The organism is uncultured Rhodospira sp. (assembly GCF_937138205.1).
In the GTDB taxonomy this organism is placed as follows: domain Bacteria; phylum Pseudomonadota; class Alphaproteobacteria; order Rhodospirillales; family Rhodospirillaceae; genus Rhodospira.
On the sequence record NZ_CAKZOT010000028.1, the window covers coordinates 1 to 17604 of the forward strand.

Annotated in this window: 12 protein-coding genes; 5 read left to right on the forward strand and 7 right to left on the reverse strand. The window is 66.4% G+C overall.

Features of this window, described 5'->3' with window-relative positions; translation table 11 throughout:
• Positions 1–1040, reverse strand: a 1040-nt coding sequence (locus Q0309_RS02815; RefSeq protein ID WP_299437236.1) for a Fic family protein, incomplete at its 3' end; no start/stop codon positions are given.
• A 180-nt stretch (positions 1041–1220) separates the two neighbouring features.
• Here Q0309_RS02815 and Q0309_RS02820 point away from each other — a divergent pair.
• The 5 genes from Q0309_RS02820 to Q0309_RS02840 all read left to right on the forward strand — a co-directional run bounded on the left by Q0309_RS02820 (position 1221) and on the right by Q0309_RS02840 (position 6684).
• Positions 1221–1379: a hypothetical protein gene (locus tag Q0309_RS02820; protein WP_299437237.1), complete on the forward strand. Its 159-nt coding sequence runs from the start codon at positions 1221–1223 to the stop codon at positions 1377–1379.
• The gene (locus tag Q0309_RS02825; RefSeq protein WP_299437238.1) at positions 1376–2128 is read left to right on the forward strand and encodes a pyrimidine 5'-nucleotidase; all 753 of its coding nucleotides are present in this window, start codon (positions 1376–1378) and stop codon (positions 2126–2128) included. The genes Q0309_RS02820 and Q0309_RS02825 overlap by 4 nt, the downstream gene beginning before the upstream one ends.
• Before the next feature lie 167 nt (positions 2129–2295).
• Positions 2296–2463 carry a hypothetical protein gene (locus Q0309_RS02830; RefSeq protein WP_299437239.1) on the forward strand — a complete coding sequence of 56 codons (168 nt, stop codon included), beginning with the start codon at positions 2296–2298 and terminating at the stop codon, positions 2461–2463.
• Positions 2464–2656: 193 nt separating this feature from the next.
• Positions 2657–5476 carry a RyR domain-containing protein gene (locus Q0309_RS02835; RefSeq protein ID WP_299437240.1) on the forward strand — a complete coding sequence of 940 codons (2820 nt, stop codon included), beginning with the start codon at positions 2657–2659 and terminating at the stop codon, positions 5474–5476.
• On the forward strand, positions 5473–6684 hold the full coding sequence (locus Q0309_RS02840) for a patatin-like phospholipase family protein (protein ID WP_299437242.1): 1212 nt from the start codon (positions 5473–5475) through the stop codon (positions 6682–6684). The genes Q0309_RS02835 and Q0309_RS02840 overlap by 4 nt, the downstream gene beginning before the upstream one ends.
• 14 nt (positions 6685–6698) lie before the next feature.
• Here the strand turns inward: Q0309_RS02840 and Q0309_RS02845 are convergent, their stop codons facing one another.
• From Q0309_RS02845 to Q0309_RS02870, 6 genes are all read right to left on the reverse strand, one after another.
• The gene (locus Q0309_RS02845) at positions 6699–9794 is read right to left on the reverse strand and encodes a caspase family protein (protein WP_299437244.1); all 3096 of its coding nucleotides are present in this window, start codon (positions 9792–9794) and stop codon (positions 6699–6701) included.
• A gap of 189 nt (positions 9795–9983) precedes the next feature.
• The gene (locus Q0309_RS02850; protein ID WP_299437246.1) at positions 9984–11021 is read right to left on the reverse strand and encodes an SH3 domain-containing protein; all 1038 of its coding nucleotides are present in this window, start codon (positions 11019–11021) and stop codon (positions 9984–9986) included.
• A gap of 55 nt (positions 11022–11076) precedes the next feature.
• On the reverse strand, positions 11077–12465 hold the full coding sequence (locus Q0309_RS02855) for a serpin family protein (RefSeq protein ID WP_299437248.1): 1389 nt from the start codon (positions 12463–12465) through the stop codon (positions 11077–11079).
• A gap of 72 nt (positions 12466–12537) precedes the next feature.
• Positions 12538–14919, reverse strand: a complete 2382-nt coding sequence (locus Q0309_RS02860) for a trypsin-like serine protease (RefSeq protein ID WP_299437250.1) — start codon at positions 14917–14919, stop codon at positions 12538–12540.
• Between the two features lie 17 nt (positions 14920–14936).
• On the reverse strand, positions 14937–16571 hold the full coding sequence (locus Q0309_RS02865) for a caspase family protein (RefSeq protein WP_299437252.1): 1635 nt from the start codon (positions 16569–16571) through the stop codon (positions 14937–14939).
• Positions 16572–16584: 13 nt separating this feature from the next.
• On the reverse strand, positions 16585–17574 hold the full coding sequence (locus tag Q0309_RS02870; protein WP_299437253.1) for an OmpA family protein: 990 nt from the start codon (positions 17572–17574) through the stop codon (positions 16585–16587).
• Positions 17575–17604: the final 30 nt, after the last annotated feature.

A 17604-nucleotide genomic window follows, 5' to 3' on the forward strand; every position in this document is an offset into this window, starting at 1 on the left:
TTCGAAACCGTCGGCTGCGACAGGTTCAGGTTTTGCGCGGCCTCGGGAATCCGGACCAGGGGTTTCGTCTGGAGCAGCTGATGCACGCGGATCGCCGAGGTCGCGGCCCGCCCCAGGTCGGTGAGGCGGGCGGCGTCGCGTTCGAACAATCGCAGAATCGTGCGCGCCGTGGACGCCGCCTGATCGGCGGTCTGGCGCACTCCATCCAGGAAGAATGCCAGCCAGCTTTCCCAGTCCCCGGTGTCCCGCACGCCTTGCAGAAGGTCATAGTAACGCCGCCGGTGCGTTTTCAGGTACAGGCTGAGATACAGCACGGGCTCTCTGAGCAGGCCGCGCTCGCACAGGACCAGGGTGATGAGCAGGCGCCCAAGGCGTCCGTTGCCGTCCAGGAACGGGTGGATGGTCTCGAACTGCACGTGGGCCAGTCCGGCCTTGACCAGAGTTGACAGGCCTCGCGTGTCCGCGTGCAGGAAGGTTTCCAGATCGCCCATGAGATCGAGCACGCGGTGGGGCGGCGGTGGCACATAGGTGGCGTTGCCGGGGCGGGTGCCTCCGATCCAGTTCTGCGAGCGCCTGAATTCGCCCGGGTCCATCTCGTTCCCACGCCCCCCGGCCAACAGCTTGGCGTGGATTTCGCGCAGGAGGCGCAGCGACAGGGGAAAGCCCTCCCGCAGGCGGTCAAGGCCATGGTTCATGGCGCGGACGTAGTTCGAGACCTCTCGAACGTCGTCCAGGGGAACACCAGGGGCTTCCTCGCTTTCGAACAGGAGAAGGTCGGACAGGGAGGATTGCGTCCCCTCGATCTGTGAGGACAGCAGGGCCTCCTTGCGGACGTACATGTACAGGAACAACGGGGTATCGGGCAGAACGGATGCGACCCCGTCGAGCTGTCCCAGGGACTGTGTCGCCCGCTCCAGCGATCCGGCGAACGGCGCCATGTCGATGGGCGGATGGGGTGGCAGCGGCGGCGGGATGAACGCCCGCACCGTCTCGCCGACTGTGGTTTCCTCGTATCGGCCCAGCCGATTGTCCCGGTCCAATCCGCCCCCTTATGAAAGCATCCTTTCATTCGCGTCGTGCTTATTAAAGCATTTGGCCTTTCGCTTTCACAAGGGGCGCGCGCCACGCCAGGGCACCGTGTCGGTGCCGCCGTCAATAATGGACGGCGCGGCGGCGGCGCGCTAGGCTACAGCCCTGCTCGACGCACGCGGAGCCCCCCCATGAGCGATCCGTCCGCCCCCGCCCGCACCGGCGGTTGCCTGTGCGGCGCCGCCCGTTTCTCGCTGGCCGAGGAGACCACGGCGTTCTCGGCCTGCCACTGCGCTATGGACCGGCGCTGGAGCGGCGGCGACGGCGGCGCGGCAACGGACCCGGCATGACCCCAACTCCCGCCCCGGCCTGCGGCCTGCGCCACGTCGAGCACTGGGTCTTCGACCTGGACAACACGCTCTATCCGGCCAGCGCCCAGGTGTTCGCGCAGATGGACGCGCGCATGAAGCGGTTCATCGCCGACTACCTGGACCTGCCGGAGGACGAGGCGTTCGTGGTCCAGAAGCTCTACTATCACCAGTACGGTACGTCGATGCGCGGCCTGATGATCGAGCACGGCATGGACCCGCACGCCTTCATGGACTACGTGCACGACATCGACCATACGGTCATCCCACCGGCGCCGCGCCTGGCCGCCGCGCTGGCGGGGCTGGACGGCCGCAAGGTCGTGTTCACCAACGGCTCGCGCAAGCACGCCGAGCAGGTGCTGGAGCGGGTCGGCATCGCCGACCACGTCGAGGCTGTCTTCGACATCGAGGCCGGGCTGTTTGTGCCCAAGCCGCATCCGGAAACCTATGACGCCATGCTGCGCCGGTTCGGCCTGGACGCCCGCGCCAGCGCCATGGTCGAGGACAGCCTGAAGAACCTGGTGCCGGCCCACGCGCTGGGCATGACGACGGTGCTGGTCCGCGACCCGTCGCACTGGAGCTTTGATCCGGACGCCGACTGGAGCCACTGCCAGCACGTCACCGATGACCTGACAGCGTGGTTGGAGGCGGTGGTGGCGGCGCGGCGGGGCGAGCGCCCCGGCCTGTTGAACGGGTCGACGATCATTGAGGCCGGTCGATGGAACGGCTGATCTTTTGTGCCGCCCGACGAAAAGGATGACCTTTTCCTCGGGCGGCCGGCGCGACCTTGGCGTCGCCTTGCGACGCCAGCTTTTTCAGACTGGGGCCGGCGCCCACGGCGCCGCTTCGCGGCGCCGACCAAGTATGGCCGACCTTTTAGCGGCCGTGGCCCCCCTCAATGCTCACCGCCGCCTACCATATGCTCAGCAACGGGACCTTCTATCAGGACCCGGGCGCCGATCACTTCGACAAACGCAACCCAGAAAAACAGCTCAACAGGCTCCTCAAGCGGATCACCGATCTCGGATTCGACGTCGAGATCAGACCCCGCACGGCGACCGCCTGACGGAGTTTCTTGTTAGCCAAGTCTATTCCGCTCATCGGTCACGGCCCGGAAAACCGCCGAACTCCGCCCTATCTGCCCTAGAACTGATGCTCAAGCGTGCAATCCGGCGACGATGGTGCGAAGATTCGTCCGCGCAGACGAGGCGCCGCACCCCGAATGCGAGGGAGGCGTCAGGTCAAGGGGGACGCCGGACATGATCAACCGCTTTTTCAGAGGCCTGTACAGGGCGGGTCTGCACGGAACCAGTCTGTATTGGGCCGTGGTGATTGGCATGGGCATCTCGGCTGCCGTGCTGAGCGTGGCCGGTTGGATGGAAGTTCTGGACAAGACAGAAACGGCATTGACGCCCAGCGCGCTGCTCGATGGTGCCATCGGTACGGTGCAGATTTTCACGGGCAGCGCGCCAACCATGCCGGAATGCCAGCCCGGCAATCCGGACTGCGCCATGGATTCGGTCCCCCTATCGCTTCGTCTCGCCCAACTTCTGGCGCCCCTGGCTGCGGCCGGCGCCGTTCTGAGGATTGGGGCCGAAGTGCTGTCCAACCAACTGGCCGCCTTTCGCATTGCAGGGATGCACGGTCACACCGTCATTTGCGGCCATGGCGACAGTGCGCGCGCCTTCGCCCGCTCGGAACATAACGCCGGCCGGCACGTGATCATGGTGGACACCTCCGCCGGGGAAGACAATGCGGACGCCGACTTGCGCCGCCTCGGGATTGAGTTAAAGGCGGGCGACCCGCTCGATCCAGACGTCTTGCACAAGGTGGGCGTGCCTGGGGCTCGATGTTTGATCATCGCCCCGGGGGACGACAATCGCGCCCTCGACATCACCGGCCGAGCGCGGGAGGTCTGCGCGGCGACCCGCGAGGGTCCAGACAACGCCCTCCTCACCCGCTTCGAGATTTCGAACCGTCGCCTGTGGCGCCCCCTGTCGCGCTTTCACGGCCTGGCGCCCGCGCGAGAGGGCAAGACTGTTGGCGGGCGGGAGCAGGAGGCCATGGACCCGCTGCCGTTCAACATGGCCGCGCTGGCGGCGCGCGCCGTGATCTGGGGCCAGCGGCTGGAGGCCCAGGCGCTGCTGCGCGACCAGGACCGGCTGCACGTCGTGCTGATCGGCTACGACGACTTCACCGAAGCGCTGATCGGCCACCTGCCGCCGGCGGTGGCTCACCCGGCGCTCAAGACCCCGGTGATCAGCATCCTTGCGTCCGACCCGGCAGCGGCCAAGGAGCGCCTGACGGAATCCTTCCCCGAACTGATGAAGACTCCGGACGACAGCGGAAAGGACCTTGCTGTCCGCGACATGGAACGGCGCCTCGGCCCCGTCGCCGACGTGCGGATCGACACGTTCCGCGCCGACCTGGAGCGATTGAGCGGCGCGATCATGGAGACCATCGTCGAGCGGGCACCGGTTACCACCGTGTTCGTCAGCCAGGAGAGCGATGCCGCCAGCCTGCGCACGGCCATGATCGTGCAAGACCGGATGCGCCAGGAGAACCTTTGGCATTCCCCTGTTCTTGTTCGGCTGTCGCGCTGCAAGGGCATGAACAATTTCCTGACCCAATCGCGGAAAACCAAACGGTTCGGCGAGGTTCTTCAGGCTTTCGGGGTTGAGGAGCAGTTGTGCAGTTTGTCCGTTCTGACGGGCCCTATGGAAACGCTGGCCGAGGCAATCCACGAGAAGTACGCGGAACAGAGGCGCGAGAAAAAAGAAGCGGACTCGCAAGGTGGAGTAGCACCCACGCAGAGTGCCAGGCCGGTATCCGAGTGGGCAAGACTGCCGGAAACCTGGCGGGATTCGAACCGCCGGGCGGCCGACCACATCTTCGCCAAGCTGACGGCGGCGGGGTGCCATGTCCCCAGCGATTTGATTTCAGCGTCCCAGTCCGAAGACAAACCGGTGCTGCCTGTTCCGCCCGGTTTCGACCTGCTCCCGAGAGACACGGACGCGGATCGAAAACGCCGCGACCGTCTGGCCGAACTGGAGCACGCATCTTGGATCGCCGGGCGCCGACTGGACGGCTGGCAGTACAACGCGAAGCGCGATGACGACCGACAGTGGCATCCCAGTCTCATTCCTTACGACGACCTTGGCGAAGACCTCAAGGCGTACGACCTGGACCAAGTTGACCTGTTGCAAATAGAACTCGGGCGTACGGGGAGAGGCTCGGGCGCGGACCAGGACACGCGCGAAGCACGAAAAGGATTGCTGACGGAAGCATCAAAGGCGGATCAGGACGGCCTGATCCGCCATGACCTGTGGATCGGTCTGATCGGCAAGCTCTATATCACAACGGACGAGGGGTGTTGGCTGGCGGCGGATGACGAGGCGGACCCGAATGGCGGCGCCCCCAAGACCTTCAAGGCCAAACTGCGGCGCAGTCTGGCGGACCACCCCGAGGCGTTCGTGTCCCTGGTGACCCCACTTGCCCCGGGCGCCGACGTGGCCATGACACGGGCGGCCCAGGAGGTTCTGAGCGATCTCGGGCGCGCGTATCGTCTCTTGGTGCTTGAGGCCGTGCCCGAGGACATCCTTCTCGACGATTATGTCCGAAAAATCGAAGGATCAACGGACGCTTTCGACGGGTTCGACACGGTGCCGCAGGACCCCGGCGAAAGCTGGCGTGCTGACCACAAAGCGAACCGCGAACACATTCTGAACGAAGAGACAACCGAATGGATCATCGACCTGCGCGAGCCCACGCCACGCTCGTGCGAGCGGTGCGACACTCCGGACACACCCTACCAGAGGGCCGCCTACTACATCGCCGAACGCGCCCATATCCTGTTCGCGGCCGACAGATTGAGCGAAGCAAAGGGAACACCCGCGCCGGGCGGCGTCTCCGATACGCTGGCCAAACGCGACGCCTTCACCGAAGACGGGAAATGGCTGTCGGGCTGCACACTGTTCGCGTTGTCCCCGTTCACACGCGACCGCGTGGTTCTCGACCTCGATGATCTCTCCAGAGGCACCCGCAAGCAGGATTCACTGCCGGGCGAGGACACCCCGTGACGTCCCTTCCTCAAGCCCCGACCCGTGACGAACACCTGTTCTCGCCGGGACCGAAACGAATGCTGGCGCTCGACGGTGGCGGCGTGCGGGGGATCATCTCGGTCGCCTTCCTGGAGCGGCTGGAGGCCCTGCTGGCTCGGCGCCATCCCGATCCGGAGACGTTCAGACTCTGCGACTACTTCGACCTCATCGGCGGCACCTCCACCGGCGCCATCATCGCCGCGGGCCTCGCCCTGGGGATGAAGGTCGCGGAAATCCGGCGGTTCTACCTTGACCTCGCGCCCCGGGTCTTCCGTCAGGGCTGGTTCCGCATCGTCGGCGTGCAGCCGCTGTTCGACGCGCGCCGCCTGACGGAGGAGATTTCCCGCCAGGTCGGGGACCGCGCGCTCGACAGCCCGGACCTGCGCACCGGCCTGGTCATCGTCACCAAGCGGATGGACACGGGAAGCCCATGGATCCTGAGCAACGTGCCGGGAACGGCCTATTGGGACACGCCGAGCGACGGGGCGTTCCTGGGGAACCGCCATTACCGGCTCGCCAATCTGCTGCGTGCGAGTACGGCGGCCCCCTACTACTTCCAGCCTGAGCCGATCCCGGTGATCGACGGCCAGCCCCCGGGTTGGTTCGTGGACGGCGGCGTCTCGCCCTACAACAATCCCGCGCTGGCGCTGCTGCAAGTCGCGACGCTGCGCGCGCATGGCTTGCGGTGGAAGACGGGAGAGGACAATCTCCTCCTGATGTCCATCGGCACCGGCTGTCAACGCACACGCGTGCCGCCCGACAAGGTCGGCCGCCTGTCCTCGGTCGGCTTGGCGGTGCGTGCCCTGGGCGCGGTCATCGAGGATGGGCAGGCCCTGGCGGTTGCCTTGCTGCAGGCGCTGTCGCGGCCGATCGACCCCTGGCACATCAACTCCGAGATCGGGGGCCTGGAGGACGACTGTCTCGGCGGGCAGCCCTTGCTGTCCTTCCAACGGTTCGACGTGCGTTTCGATCCCGGCTGGATCGCCACGCACACCGGCCTGACGGTTTCGGACCGGGACCTCGAAGGCCTTGAACGGTTCGACTACCCGCCGATCGTTCCCTTGGCCGACCGCATCGGACGGGCCGCCGCCGCGCGGCTGGTCAGGGAGGACCATTTTCCCCCGGCGTTCGACACGCCGGCGACGGTCCGTCCGGCCACCGCCGACCCGCCGCCACCCCAGCGGTAGCCGCCCGGCAAGCCTCACCGGGCCTGCGCCAGGGGAAAGTCCTGGATGGTTCCGCCGCTCTTGAACTGGGCCTGCTGCCGGTATCCCTTCTCGCTGGCGAACAGCGGGACATGCTGCTTCACCTCGGTGCCCAGTTCCAGGACGGTGGCGACGCCATCGCCGCTTCGCGTGGCCTCTTCGAGAGCGGTCAGCACGGCATGACCGAACACACCGTTGCTCTCGTTGTACCCGTCCAGCGCTTCTTCTTCGGTCGAAGACGCTGCGAGAATGAAATACCCCGTTTCATTGCCGATCTCGCCGGGCGTGTTGGCCGGAAACGCTCCCGAATGGCACGTATCAAGCATGACCAGGGTATTGGCCCCCATCAGGGAGCCGAACAGGGAGATGAGCCGGTCCTGGTCGACCCCCACCGCCGACGCGCCGCTCGCCCCGGGCCCGTCGTGGGTCAGGAAGCGGTATCGCCGATCCTCGGTCAGGGTCCCATGCCCCGCCAGATAGACGACGACCGTATCGTTCGGCTTGATGCGTTGGCCGACCTCGGCGAACGCGCTCTCCAGCCCCGAGACCGTCGCATCCTGGTCGAACCGCCGCACAACAATGACGTCGTCGTACGCCGTCGCGGGCATGGCCAACAGCTTTTCGGACACAGAAAGCGCGTCACGCCGCGCAAAGGCCAGGTCCTGGACGGCGTCATAGACGTCGATCCCGACCGCGATGACGAAGAGGATCGGTTTCTCCTGCTTCTCGGGTTCCGGAACCTGCAGGGAAAGGGTCACGGACTTGCCGAACACCCCCGAGGCGCCATAGGCCCTGACGGACACCGTGTTCAGACCGGGCTTGACCGCAATAATCCGGTCGGCCTGGACCGTGCTTTCCCCGTCCTCGCCCCCCTCGTCGGCAACCACCTCGGGCCGCTGGCGCGACAGGCCGCGAGTCAGGGTGCCCGTCGTGCGCCCGTTCAGGAACACAACGTGCCGGTCAATGGCTTCAGAGCCCGGAGTCATTTCATAGACCAGGCGAACCCGATCGAACCCAGGCGGCAGCGTGGACACCGCCGCGGGGGACGTTGTCTCCTCGGTTCGGCGGCGTGACAGCCCGCGACGGGCGTGCTCGGCCGGGAAACAGGCGGCATCGGCGCCATCCGCGTCGACAGCGCAGTACCGCACCAGACGCACCTTCGGCGCCTTGGCGATCGCCTCGGCCACGCCGGGCGCTTCTTCGCGGTCGGGCGCGTATTCCTCTTCTTCGACCCGTGGGGGTGTCTCCAGCTCTATCCGGCCCACCCGCTGGCGCATCCGGTCGATATCATAGAAGCGGCTGTAGAGCTGTGAGAAGTCGATCCAACGCGCGACATTGCGCCGGCCCCGGTTCTGGACGTAGCCGGCCAGCTCCTGGCCGCCGGCCGAATGCGCGAAGCGGCCGTCGGGCGACCACAGGATCCATCGCTGTCCGTCACCATGCACGAACAGAGCCGCGATTTCCCGCAAAACAGGGCCGGGCTCCAGCGCATACCACCGGATCGTTCCGTCTCGATGCGCGGCGACAAGGCGGTCGCCGTCGCCCGAGGCCACGACCCCGGAGGCCGCCGTCAGCACCACCTTTTCCCGTGTCACGGCCCCATCCCCGGAGAAGGTGGTCACCGCATAGTCACTGCCGATGGCGACCCCGCCACCCGGCAGCATCGTCGCACTGCGCGCGATGTCGCGGGGCCGCGCCATGTCGAGTGGCTGCCCGGCGATTGACGGCGTGCGTCCGTCGCGCCATCCGGTCAGCCCCTCCGGCACCGACGGCGCCGAAAATGCCGGTGCGGCCTCGGGGGCGTCGGTGAGCGTCAACGTCCGCGCGTCGAACCGCAGGACCTTCGAGGTGTCCCCGGTGCGGAAAGTGAAATCAACGACCGCGCCATCGCGGGAGACACGGAAGACATCATCAAAGATGCCCCGGAAATCGGCGGTGGCCGGGCCTTGCCGAAATGCCACCGTGCCCGTTTCGCCCGTGATCCGGCCCCAGGCGGGGTCCCCGGTCGCGAACAGGACGTCCTGGTCAGGCGTGGTTTCCAGACGCGTCACGGCATCGCGGCTGACCGGGATATCGACGAACGCGTCGGGCCGCTCCAGGTCAGCCCAGCGCCGCACCACGATCTTCCGATCGGGGTTGACGAGTCCGCCGGAGGCCCAAAGCTCCGGCCCCGCCGCACCGGTCCGCCAGGCGACGGCACTGAAAAACCGTTCGTCGGTGTCGGGACGATCGCCGGCAAGGGTCCGCGCGTGTTCCAGCGTATCGGCCTCCAGAATATCGACGCGGGGCTGGTCCACGTATGTCACGGCCAGCCACCGTCCATCGGGCGAAAAGCGCGCCTGGGCCGGCCGGCCGGATTCCGCCTGCCACGACTGAACGGTCTCGAACCCCACGCCGTAGACGCGAACCACCCCGTTGGTCGCCGCGGCCGCAAGGCGGCCATCGGGCGCGAACTCGACCCACGTCGTGGGCGCCCCAAGATCATCCGAGAAGACGCGTTGCAGCCGCTCGTTAATCACAATGATCCCGGCGGGATTGCGGGAGTGCGCGGTCGCGAGGCGGGTTTCGCGGGCCTCGGGCGCGGCGCGAAAGGTATCGATGGCGTTGACAATGCCGCCGCTGGCCACGCGGTCGATGACATCAAGGCCGGAGGCAAAACGGATGAAGTACAGAAGGTTGAAACGCCGCCCCTGCTCGTCGGCGAAATAGCGGGCGCCCGTGAACCCGGCGGTGATGATGTGGCTTTCCCCCGGCCAATATCGGACGGCATTGAGAATGCCTTCCTCTTCGGGTCCGATGGGCGTCCGGACGGTCTCAAGCAGTTCACCTGTGGTGGCGTCCCATAACCGCAACGTTTTATCGTCGGAAACAGTGGCCACGACCTTACCGTCGGCCCGCACCGTCATGTCGCGAATTGTGCTGGTGTGGGAGCCGGTTTCGATCCGAAGGATCGGGTCCGTCGGCAGGCCGTCCGCGCGGGCGGCCGTGCTGACCAACCCATGACTCATTGCCAGGGTCACCAGACCCACCAGACCCCAACACAGGCGAACCGCAATGCGCCACAGCGGCGGCTGCTCGGCCGTCATGACCATCGTCAAACTCCCTGAGTCGTCTGTCATCGCCGGCGTGTGACGGGGGCTCCACTGGGAACTCCACTGGGAACTCCACTGGGGGCTCCGCCAGCCCTTCTCGTTCGGATCACGTCACCCGCGCACGGTCCCGGTCCCCGCTTCGGAACCGGTTCCGCGCAAACGGTTGCAAAGCCGAGGCCCCAAGGGGCATCAGCTGAGGGTGAAGGCGTCGGTTTGCGCCTTGGACGTCGCCACTTCCTCGTACACGCGATCCCGCTTCTCGACATTGGCCAGGCTGACGGCCTGCAGGTCGCCGACCTTGTCCCGCTCGTTCGAGGGCAGAACCACGTCGTCAACGCGCCCGGGAGGAAGCGGTTTTTCCGCCGGCCGGTTCTCGATTCGCGCCGAAGCCGGACCGGCCCCGCGACCGCGACCGATCAGGAAATCGGCGATGTAGGCTTGGCCGCCGTTCGGATTGACGATCCGCGACCACCCGTTCGCGCTCGACAAGACTGTCACACGGGTTCCCCGGGTCAGGCGGCCCACCTTGTCGTACTGCGTTCCGGGTCCCGACCGCAAATTGGCGGTGCGCGTCACGCGCGCGCCACCGCCCTGGGACAGGCGCGGCGCATTGACCTCAAGCTGCCGGCCGCCGTTGTCCGCCGCGATCTGGTTGTAGACGGCCGCATAGCCCTCGGTTCGGTCGGAAATGTTGCTGGCGATGCGCTCCATCTGTCGCACGTCTTCCTGGTACCGTTCGCGCACAGCGGCCATGCGCTCCTCGGCGACGGCGCGCGTGATGCGGCCGGCGTCAAGGGCCTCGCGGATGTCCTGGGCCTCGTCGTACCGGCACCCGCGCAACGCCTCGAACCGGGTCAGCAGCAGGTCGATGCGGGTGTTTTCCTCGCGAACACCCTTGATGGCCGCCTCCGTAAGTTCGACCGAATTGCCGGTCTGCCGTTGAAGGTCGTACAACAGAGTTCCGGCGAGCGCGGCCGCGGCGCCCAGACCGGCCCCGACAAACGGATTCTCATCGGCGAGCAGCGCCCCCAGGGCACCCGCCCCCGCCCCCAACAGGACATTGCGGAGCACCTCGGTTTCGAACGTGTTGCCGGTGCTGTCCAGGGCGGCCCGTTGGGCGTAGCATTTGTCGTCCTTGTCGGACAGATACCCCCCGGGAAGGATGCTGCCGATATTCGTTGTCTGGCAACCGCCAAGGACCAGCGCCGTCGCGACCGCCGTTGTCATGAAAAAGCGAGACCTCGTGTACGTCATAAAAGATGCCTCCGCTGAAAGCCCAGGATCAGGACGGGTCACTGACATACCCCACCAACAAAGGGGTGGGAACGTCGGCGTGGTGCAAGGCCAGATGGAACGGACGGTCGGCGACAAAGGTGAACGGCTCGGAGCCCGCCGTGCGCAGGCCGATGACCGCCGTCGCGGCGGCGGCGACGGTGCCTTGCTCCGTCACCTCCACCACCGAGCGCTGCACCACATTGGTCACCGACGGAGGGATGCTGCCCTGGATGCCCTGAATGGCCGCGCTGTCGCCGAGCAACGCGCCCATGCCCAGGGAAGACAACAGGCGTGTGAGTTCCATTTTCCGGTCCAGTGACAGTCGTGGCAGGCTCACGGTTCCCTCGCCCGGCCGGGTCGTCTCCGTGTGGTCGGTTGTGAACAGCCAGGCCAAGGATTCGGACCGCGCCGCGCTCGGGTCGCTATCCGTATCAGGCAGGTACAACGTCAGCGACAGCTTCGGGTCGATGTAAAACAGACGAACGACCTGCCCATGCTCCGTGCGGGCATAGGGGAAGACGCCGGCGCGGGACATCATGGGAACCTGCACCGGGCTCCCTGCTCCGGTCTGGAACGGACCGTCGGCCGTATCGGTCGGATCGAAGGGCCGCAACCAATCGCCCTTGAAATAGAACGCGTTGGTCAGGACGAGGCTGGTCTGCCTGGGGAGCCTGTCGACGATGGCCTCGACCGCGTTGTTTGTCTCCGCCGCGACCCAGTCGTTGATCGTCTTGCTCGGTTCGCCGGTGGCGAAGTCGATGGAAAAGACTTCGCCACCGAACACGGACTGCATTTGGTGCGAATAGTCCGGCGTCAACGTGTAGCCCGGCGCCAGCCACAGGGCGTTGGCAAACGTCACCGTGGCTTTTTCCGACGGCGGCAAATCATTGATCGCGGCCAAACTCTCATACGGAACCCCCACGGCCTCACGGATGGACTCCCTGAGGGGGGCCCTGGTGGCCTCGCCGATCATGCTGACGGCGATCTCCATGCTGGCCGGCGACAGCACCACATTGCCGTCCCCCTGGTCCAGCAATCCCTGGTACACCCGGGCGCCCAGGGTTTCGGCTGGCGGATCAAGGGCGACGACCGACGAGGGGATCGCCATCGCGCCGGCCGGATCGGGTTGCCCGCCCTCCGCCACGACCGTTCCGCCACCGTTCTGCGAGGACTCCGTCCCCGTCTGGGCGAAGGCCGGTGAGGCCAACGACACCAGCGGCTGGCCGCCGCGACCCCGCTCGATCCCCGTGCCCGGCGCCATGCCGTCAATGGCCAGGCCGCAGCCGGCCCACACGCCCACAGCCCCCATCAGGGCGGCCCGGCAGGTGCGCCGCAGCCCGGATCCGCGGACCGATGGACGGTACCGTCCCTCCACGGGGATTGCATGGCCGCTCATGTCTTCGTCCCTTTCTCCAATCGGTGGCTGACTGGCACTGGGCCCGGATCACCCTCCGCCCGCACGCGCCGTTCAGGGGAGAACCCGGTAGGTCGACTTGGCCATGGACCAGCGCGCCCGCCGAACGTTGGAATCCGCGCCGACCGTAGGCTGACGCAGCTGTTTCGCCAAGGTATCGATGAAAGCCTGAGGACCAGAGACCGCCAGCACTTCGTCCAACAAGGCCTGATCCAGGGGCGCCTCGGACACCACGGCCACCAGCAGATACTCGCCCGCCGGGGGCGCAACGGTGAACCATTCGTAGCCAGTGTTCAAGACATCGGGGACAACCTGTGACTGTCCCGGCCGAATGACATACCGGTCGATGTAGGATTGTGGAGCCGGGATGACGCGACTTACGGTGCCCGACGGGCCAACCTCGAACAGCGTGAAGTGTCCCCCCAGGTCCGTATCGACCCGGATGCGGATGCGGTCGCCGATGGGCCGGTCCGGGGTGGGTTCGACCCGGATGGCCAACTGGGCCTCGGACGGCGGCGGATTGAGTCCCCCATTGATGGCGTCTCCCGGATCGTTCGCCGCCGCGCCCGTGACGACGTCTGAACTCAGGACCGCCCGCCGCGCCGACAGACCCGGCGTCAGGCCAAGCCCGCAGATGTCACGGTTCCGCTGGCAGTACGCCTCTGATTCCTCCGTCACGTAGTCGAGCAACTCGGCATGGCTGACGACGCCGTCGTGGTCGAAATCGGCCTTCAATTCGGCGATGCCGGCAACGAAACGCCCGGTGAAGACCCCTTGGGGAACAGGAGTCTCGTCGTCGACCAGCGCGAGCTGGCTCGGGCTGACCGCCGTCCAGGTCGTGACATGGCTGTCCAGGGCCTCGAATCCAGGCGCCAGTTGAGCCGCGCGCGTGCTTCCCCGCGTGGGGCTCGCCACCGCCCGCCACGGCGTTCCTGACGGCATACGGCGCAGGCTTCGGTTCTGGGCGGGACCGAAACCCCGCGTCATGGTCCCCGCGTGGCAGCTGTCGATAACCACGGTGACCTGTCTGTCGGGTATCCGCGCCAGCAGCGCGCGGATCTCGTCGTCGCGGATGACGTTCTTGACGCCGTCCTCCTGGGCGGATCCATCCTGGGCCACCAGAACCTCATCGGTTCCGTCGCTTTCGTCACCGTCATCATCCGCCACGCTGAAACCATGTCCGGAAAACGACAGGAACACCCGGCCGCCGGGTTTCGAACCCTCGACAAGCCAGCTCTCGATCGCGGCGAGAATGCCGTCGCGTGTGGCGGCGGAGTCCTTGAGAACCTTCACCTGATCCGTCTGGTAGCCAAAATGCTCGACCAGGAGGGTTGCCATGTTGTCGGCGTCGACGGTCGAGCCGACCAGGTCGTTGAGGTCGCCGACATAGTCGTCAATGCCGATGACAAGCGCGCGGTCTGAATCCGTGGGGGTCGGCGGCGGCGGCGGTGCCGGCTGGCCATTGTAGCGCGGGAGCGCGACGTATTGCTCGATCCACGAGGCGTACGCCGAAACGCGGGTGTAGACGCTGGGTTTCGGAAGGCACGGGACGGCCTCCGAGCCGGGGCCCCAACTGGTCAATCCGATTTGATAGTATTGCCCGTCCGCCGCGCGGGTCAGAATGGGCCCCCCGGAGTCCCCTTTGCAGGTATCGGAGACCCCAACGCCGGCGCATATCTGGTTCTCGGTGATCAGCCCCCTCAGGTTCGGCGTCATCTGACGCCGGCAGTCCGGCACCGAGACCACCGGAACCTCCGCGCGCAGGAGCTGTTCCGACGTGGCGGTCCCGCGTCGATCCGTCCGCCCCCAGCCGACGACGACCGCGTCTTGGCCGGATTGCTCGACCTGCGCGGCAACCGGTCCGACACCGAGGCGGACGGTCGGCACGTCAAGGTCGTCCTCCAGTTCCAGCAGCGCAATGTCGTGCAGCTCTCCGTTCGTGGAAATGTAGTCCGGATGAACAATGGCCCGAGTGACTTGCGACGCGGGGCCATAGGTACGGACCTTGCCGGGCGCCACCACGTCGGGCCGACGGACGTTGCCGGCCTGCACAATGACCGTGGCGGTCCCCCGGACCGGATCCAGGATGACGCGGTTATCCTCATCGTAAACACAATGCGCGGCGGTGAGCACCCAGCGGGGCGCGACCACGGTCCCGCCGCACATGATGTTCCCCTCGCGCTTTGCAATGAAGAGGAAGGCCTGATACGGCCAAGCGTTCGCGCGAGCGGGCCTGCCGCCGATGATCCGCGTCCCCCCCGAGGGGAGGACGGGACGGTTGGCGGGGCGCACCAGGCGGTCCTCACCGCTCGCCTGGTCACCGGACGGGTCTTGAGTCCCGCCCCGAACGATTTCGAACCGCGGCAGTCCGCCCTCTGCCCGCGCGCTGTTGCTTCCAAACAGGACCGCCACCGCGGCCACGGCGATCAGCAGCACCCCCAGGATTGAACGGTTCAGCATTGCGGGGCCCCTTGTGCGCAGGTGTACAAGGCGAACAATCCCAACCGATAGGACGCCGATCGCAATCGCTCTTCCATCCTGTCCGGCACATCAAGCGCACGCGTCGTGCCGTCCAGGCCACGCAACGCTTCGACCATGTCGGGCAATGGGCGATCCGTGGCGAGGCCGACCAGCAGATCGGCCCCGTAGGGGCGGCCGACCAGGATATCCTCCAGGATAAACGGCTCGGCCGGATCGCGCGGCCCGGCTTCCACCGCATCGAGAGGGTAAAGGAACTGGACGGTGCCGTCGTTGGCCAGATTGACGAGCGTCAAGTAAGGGTACGTGAGGTCGTCCATGATCAGCGTCACCAGTTCCCCGTCGGCGTAGGTCGGCTTCGGGGGCGACGCCGCGATTGTCAAGGGGGCCATTTCGGCCAGCGCGGCGAACCGCAGATGGGCGCGAGCCTTGCTCACAACGCCCTGCAATGCGTCGGCGTCGATGTCCTCGGCGACCACCGTATCAATGCCACTGATCACATCGCCGGTCGCCGGATCCCAGACGATGTCCGGCGTCTCGGTTACCGCGACGACCTGAACGCCCTCCAGTGGCGGCAGCCTCGCGGCGACCTCTCCGTGCACGGCCAGCCGGATGGGCCGATCGGGCATGGGAGCGGGCGAGGAGTGAGCGCCAGCGGCCGGTGACAAGTCCGCGTGCCAGTTCTCGTCACTGGCGACGATGCTGGGAATCTGCTGGCCCTGCGTTGCGGTCCTGATGTTCCGGATGATGTAGTCCTTGAACTCATCGAACCTGAGCACGCCGTCCCGGTCGGCATCCGCCGCGCCGCGCAGGCCCCGGGCGAAGTAGTAGCTCAGGGCGCCGCGCGGCACCGCCTGTCCGGACTCGTCGGGCAAGGCGATCTCCGGCGCGAGGCTGTCATCCAGCACGGCGGAAAACGAAAACAGGTTGTCGGCGATCGTCTCCTCGGCGCCCCCTGAGTCCACGTCCAATCCCTCGAACAGCATCGACTCATCGAGGTCCGCCATAAGGTCGCCCTCGACCTTGACGTTCGAGAATCGGTAGCGCGGTCGCACGCGCCGGTCGACGGCGCGGAAGGTCGTTCCCGAGTGGCAGGCGTCGACGACAAGGGCGACGGTGACGCCCTTGTCGCCAGCCTTGTCAACAAACGCGCCGATCTCGTCATCCAGGATGAAATCCTGGCGCCCGGGTCCGCGCCGTTCGAAGGCGTGCAGGGCCAGGAACTCGTCGTAGCCGTCCGCTTCTTCGCTATCGACGGCGGCGACGCGCTGCATTCCGTGGCCGGCATACGTCAGCAACAGCAGGTCACCGGGGTGCGCGCGCGCCAGGGCGCGATCCCATGCCCCCACAACGGCCCCCCGGGTCGCCTGGTCGTCGAGAAGCACCGACAGATCCGTGATGCCCAGCGTTCGCAGCGTCTCGGCGATATCCCGCGCGTCATTGACCGCGCCGCTCAGGTCCGAGAGGATGCCTTCCGGGTCGCGGTAGTCGTCGATGCCAACCACCACCGCCCGCCACTCGCCGGCCTGCGCTTGCGCGAGAGCCGGATCGGACACCATGCCCAGCAGCGCCGCGCCGGCAAGACTGCCGGCCAACAGCGCGGACGCCACGGGTCGGCACACTCTATTGGGCACAGACACCATAGCGCTCCTCGGATACGCCACCCTGGCCGTAGAACACCTCGACCCTGCGGTTGATTTGCCAGCGCTCCTCCTGAGTGTATCCGCCCGGATTGCTCAGCCGCACAGGCACCCGTTCGCCGCACCACCGCACCCGCACGGATCCCGGGAAGCCGTTGGCCTGAAGATAATCCTTGAGGCGGAGCGCGCGCCGCTTTGACAGCTCCAGGTTGTGGATATCCGATCCTCGATCGTCGGTGTGGCCGATCACAGTGACGGAATGGGGCGTTTCCTTGCGCAGGATCGGCAACAGCCGCTCGGCCGAAACCTGGCCACGGGGATCGAACTCGGCCTTGTTTGTGACAAACGTGATTTGCGGCGTCTTTTTCGGAACGGCGATGCCCCGAACGGTCGGCGCGAAGTAAGGCGTCGGCGCGCCGCCGCGGGTCGTGGGCTCCACCGGAATGGAACTGAGGGACAGCGCCTCCGATGCCGCGTCGTGCACCGCCAGGATCGTCTCCTGGTCGGGCGGCGTGCGGGTGAAGCGCGTATCGTCAATCAGTTCGAGGGCTTTGAAGTACTGCTCGGTGGCGTCGCTGAACCGTTTCCGGGACATGGCGAGTTCGCCGAGCAGACGCCGCAATTCCCAATGATCCCCGTACGCGAGAAAGGCCTCGGCGTCCGCGATGACGCCGGAAACGTCCTCGCCCTTTTCGAGCCTGAGCCGAGCAAGTCGTGCCGCCAACAGGCCAAGGTTCGACCGCGCATCGATCCGGTTCTGCGGCGGGCAATAGAGGTCGATGTCCTCGATCAGACCGCTGGCTGTCGTGATATCAGCCTGCTTGAGCGCGGCGACAAATTCTTTCAGCGCACTGCGACAAGAGTCGGCACCGCCCGGCGTCGCACTGGCAGGCCCCGGACTTAAAAACAAAAACAAACCGACGCACAGAACCGCGCACCGTACATGCTTTGATAAACGGTCTTCCTCGTCCAACACTAGCCCCCCTCCAATACAAAGAAAGCG

Excerpts from the sequence above, each read along its gene's own strand:
- Q0309_RS02820 (WP_299437237.1), top strand. The coding sequence starts at position 1,221 with ATGAGCGATCCGTCCGCCCCCGCCCGCACCGGCGGTTGCCTGTGCGGC.
- Q0309_RS02825 (WP_299437238.1), top strand. The coding sequence starts at position 1,376 with ATGACCCCAACTCCCGCCCCGGCCTGCGGCCTGCGCCACGTCGAGCAC.
- Q0309_RS02830 (WP_299437239.1), top strand. The coding sequence starts at position 2,296 with ATGCTCACCGCCGCCTACCATATGCTCAGCAACGGGACCTTCTATCAG.
- Q0309_RS02835 (WP_299437240.1), top strand. The coding sequence starts at position 2,657 with ATGATCAACCGCTTTTTCAGAGGCCTGTACAGGGCGGGTCTGCACGGA.
- Q0309_RS02845 (WP_299437244.1), bottom strand. The coding sequence starts at position 9,794 with ATGGTCATGACGGCCGAGCAGCCGCCGCTGTGGCGCATTGCGGTTCGC.
- Q0309_RS02850 (WP_299437246.1), bottom strand. The coding sequence starts at position 11,021 with ATGACAACGGCGGTCGCGACGGCGCTGGTCCTTGGCGGTTGCCAGACA.
- Q0309_RS02855 (WP_299437248.1), bottom strand. The coding sequence starts at position 12,465 with ATGAGCGGCCATGCAATCCCCGTGGAGGGACGGTACCGTCCATCGGTC.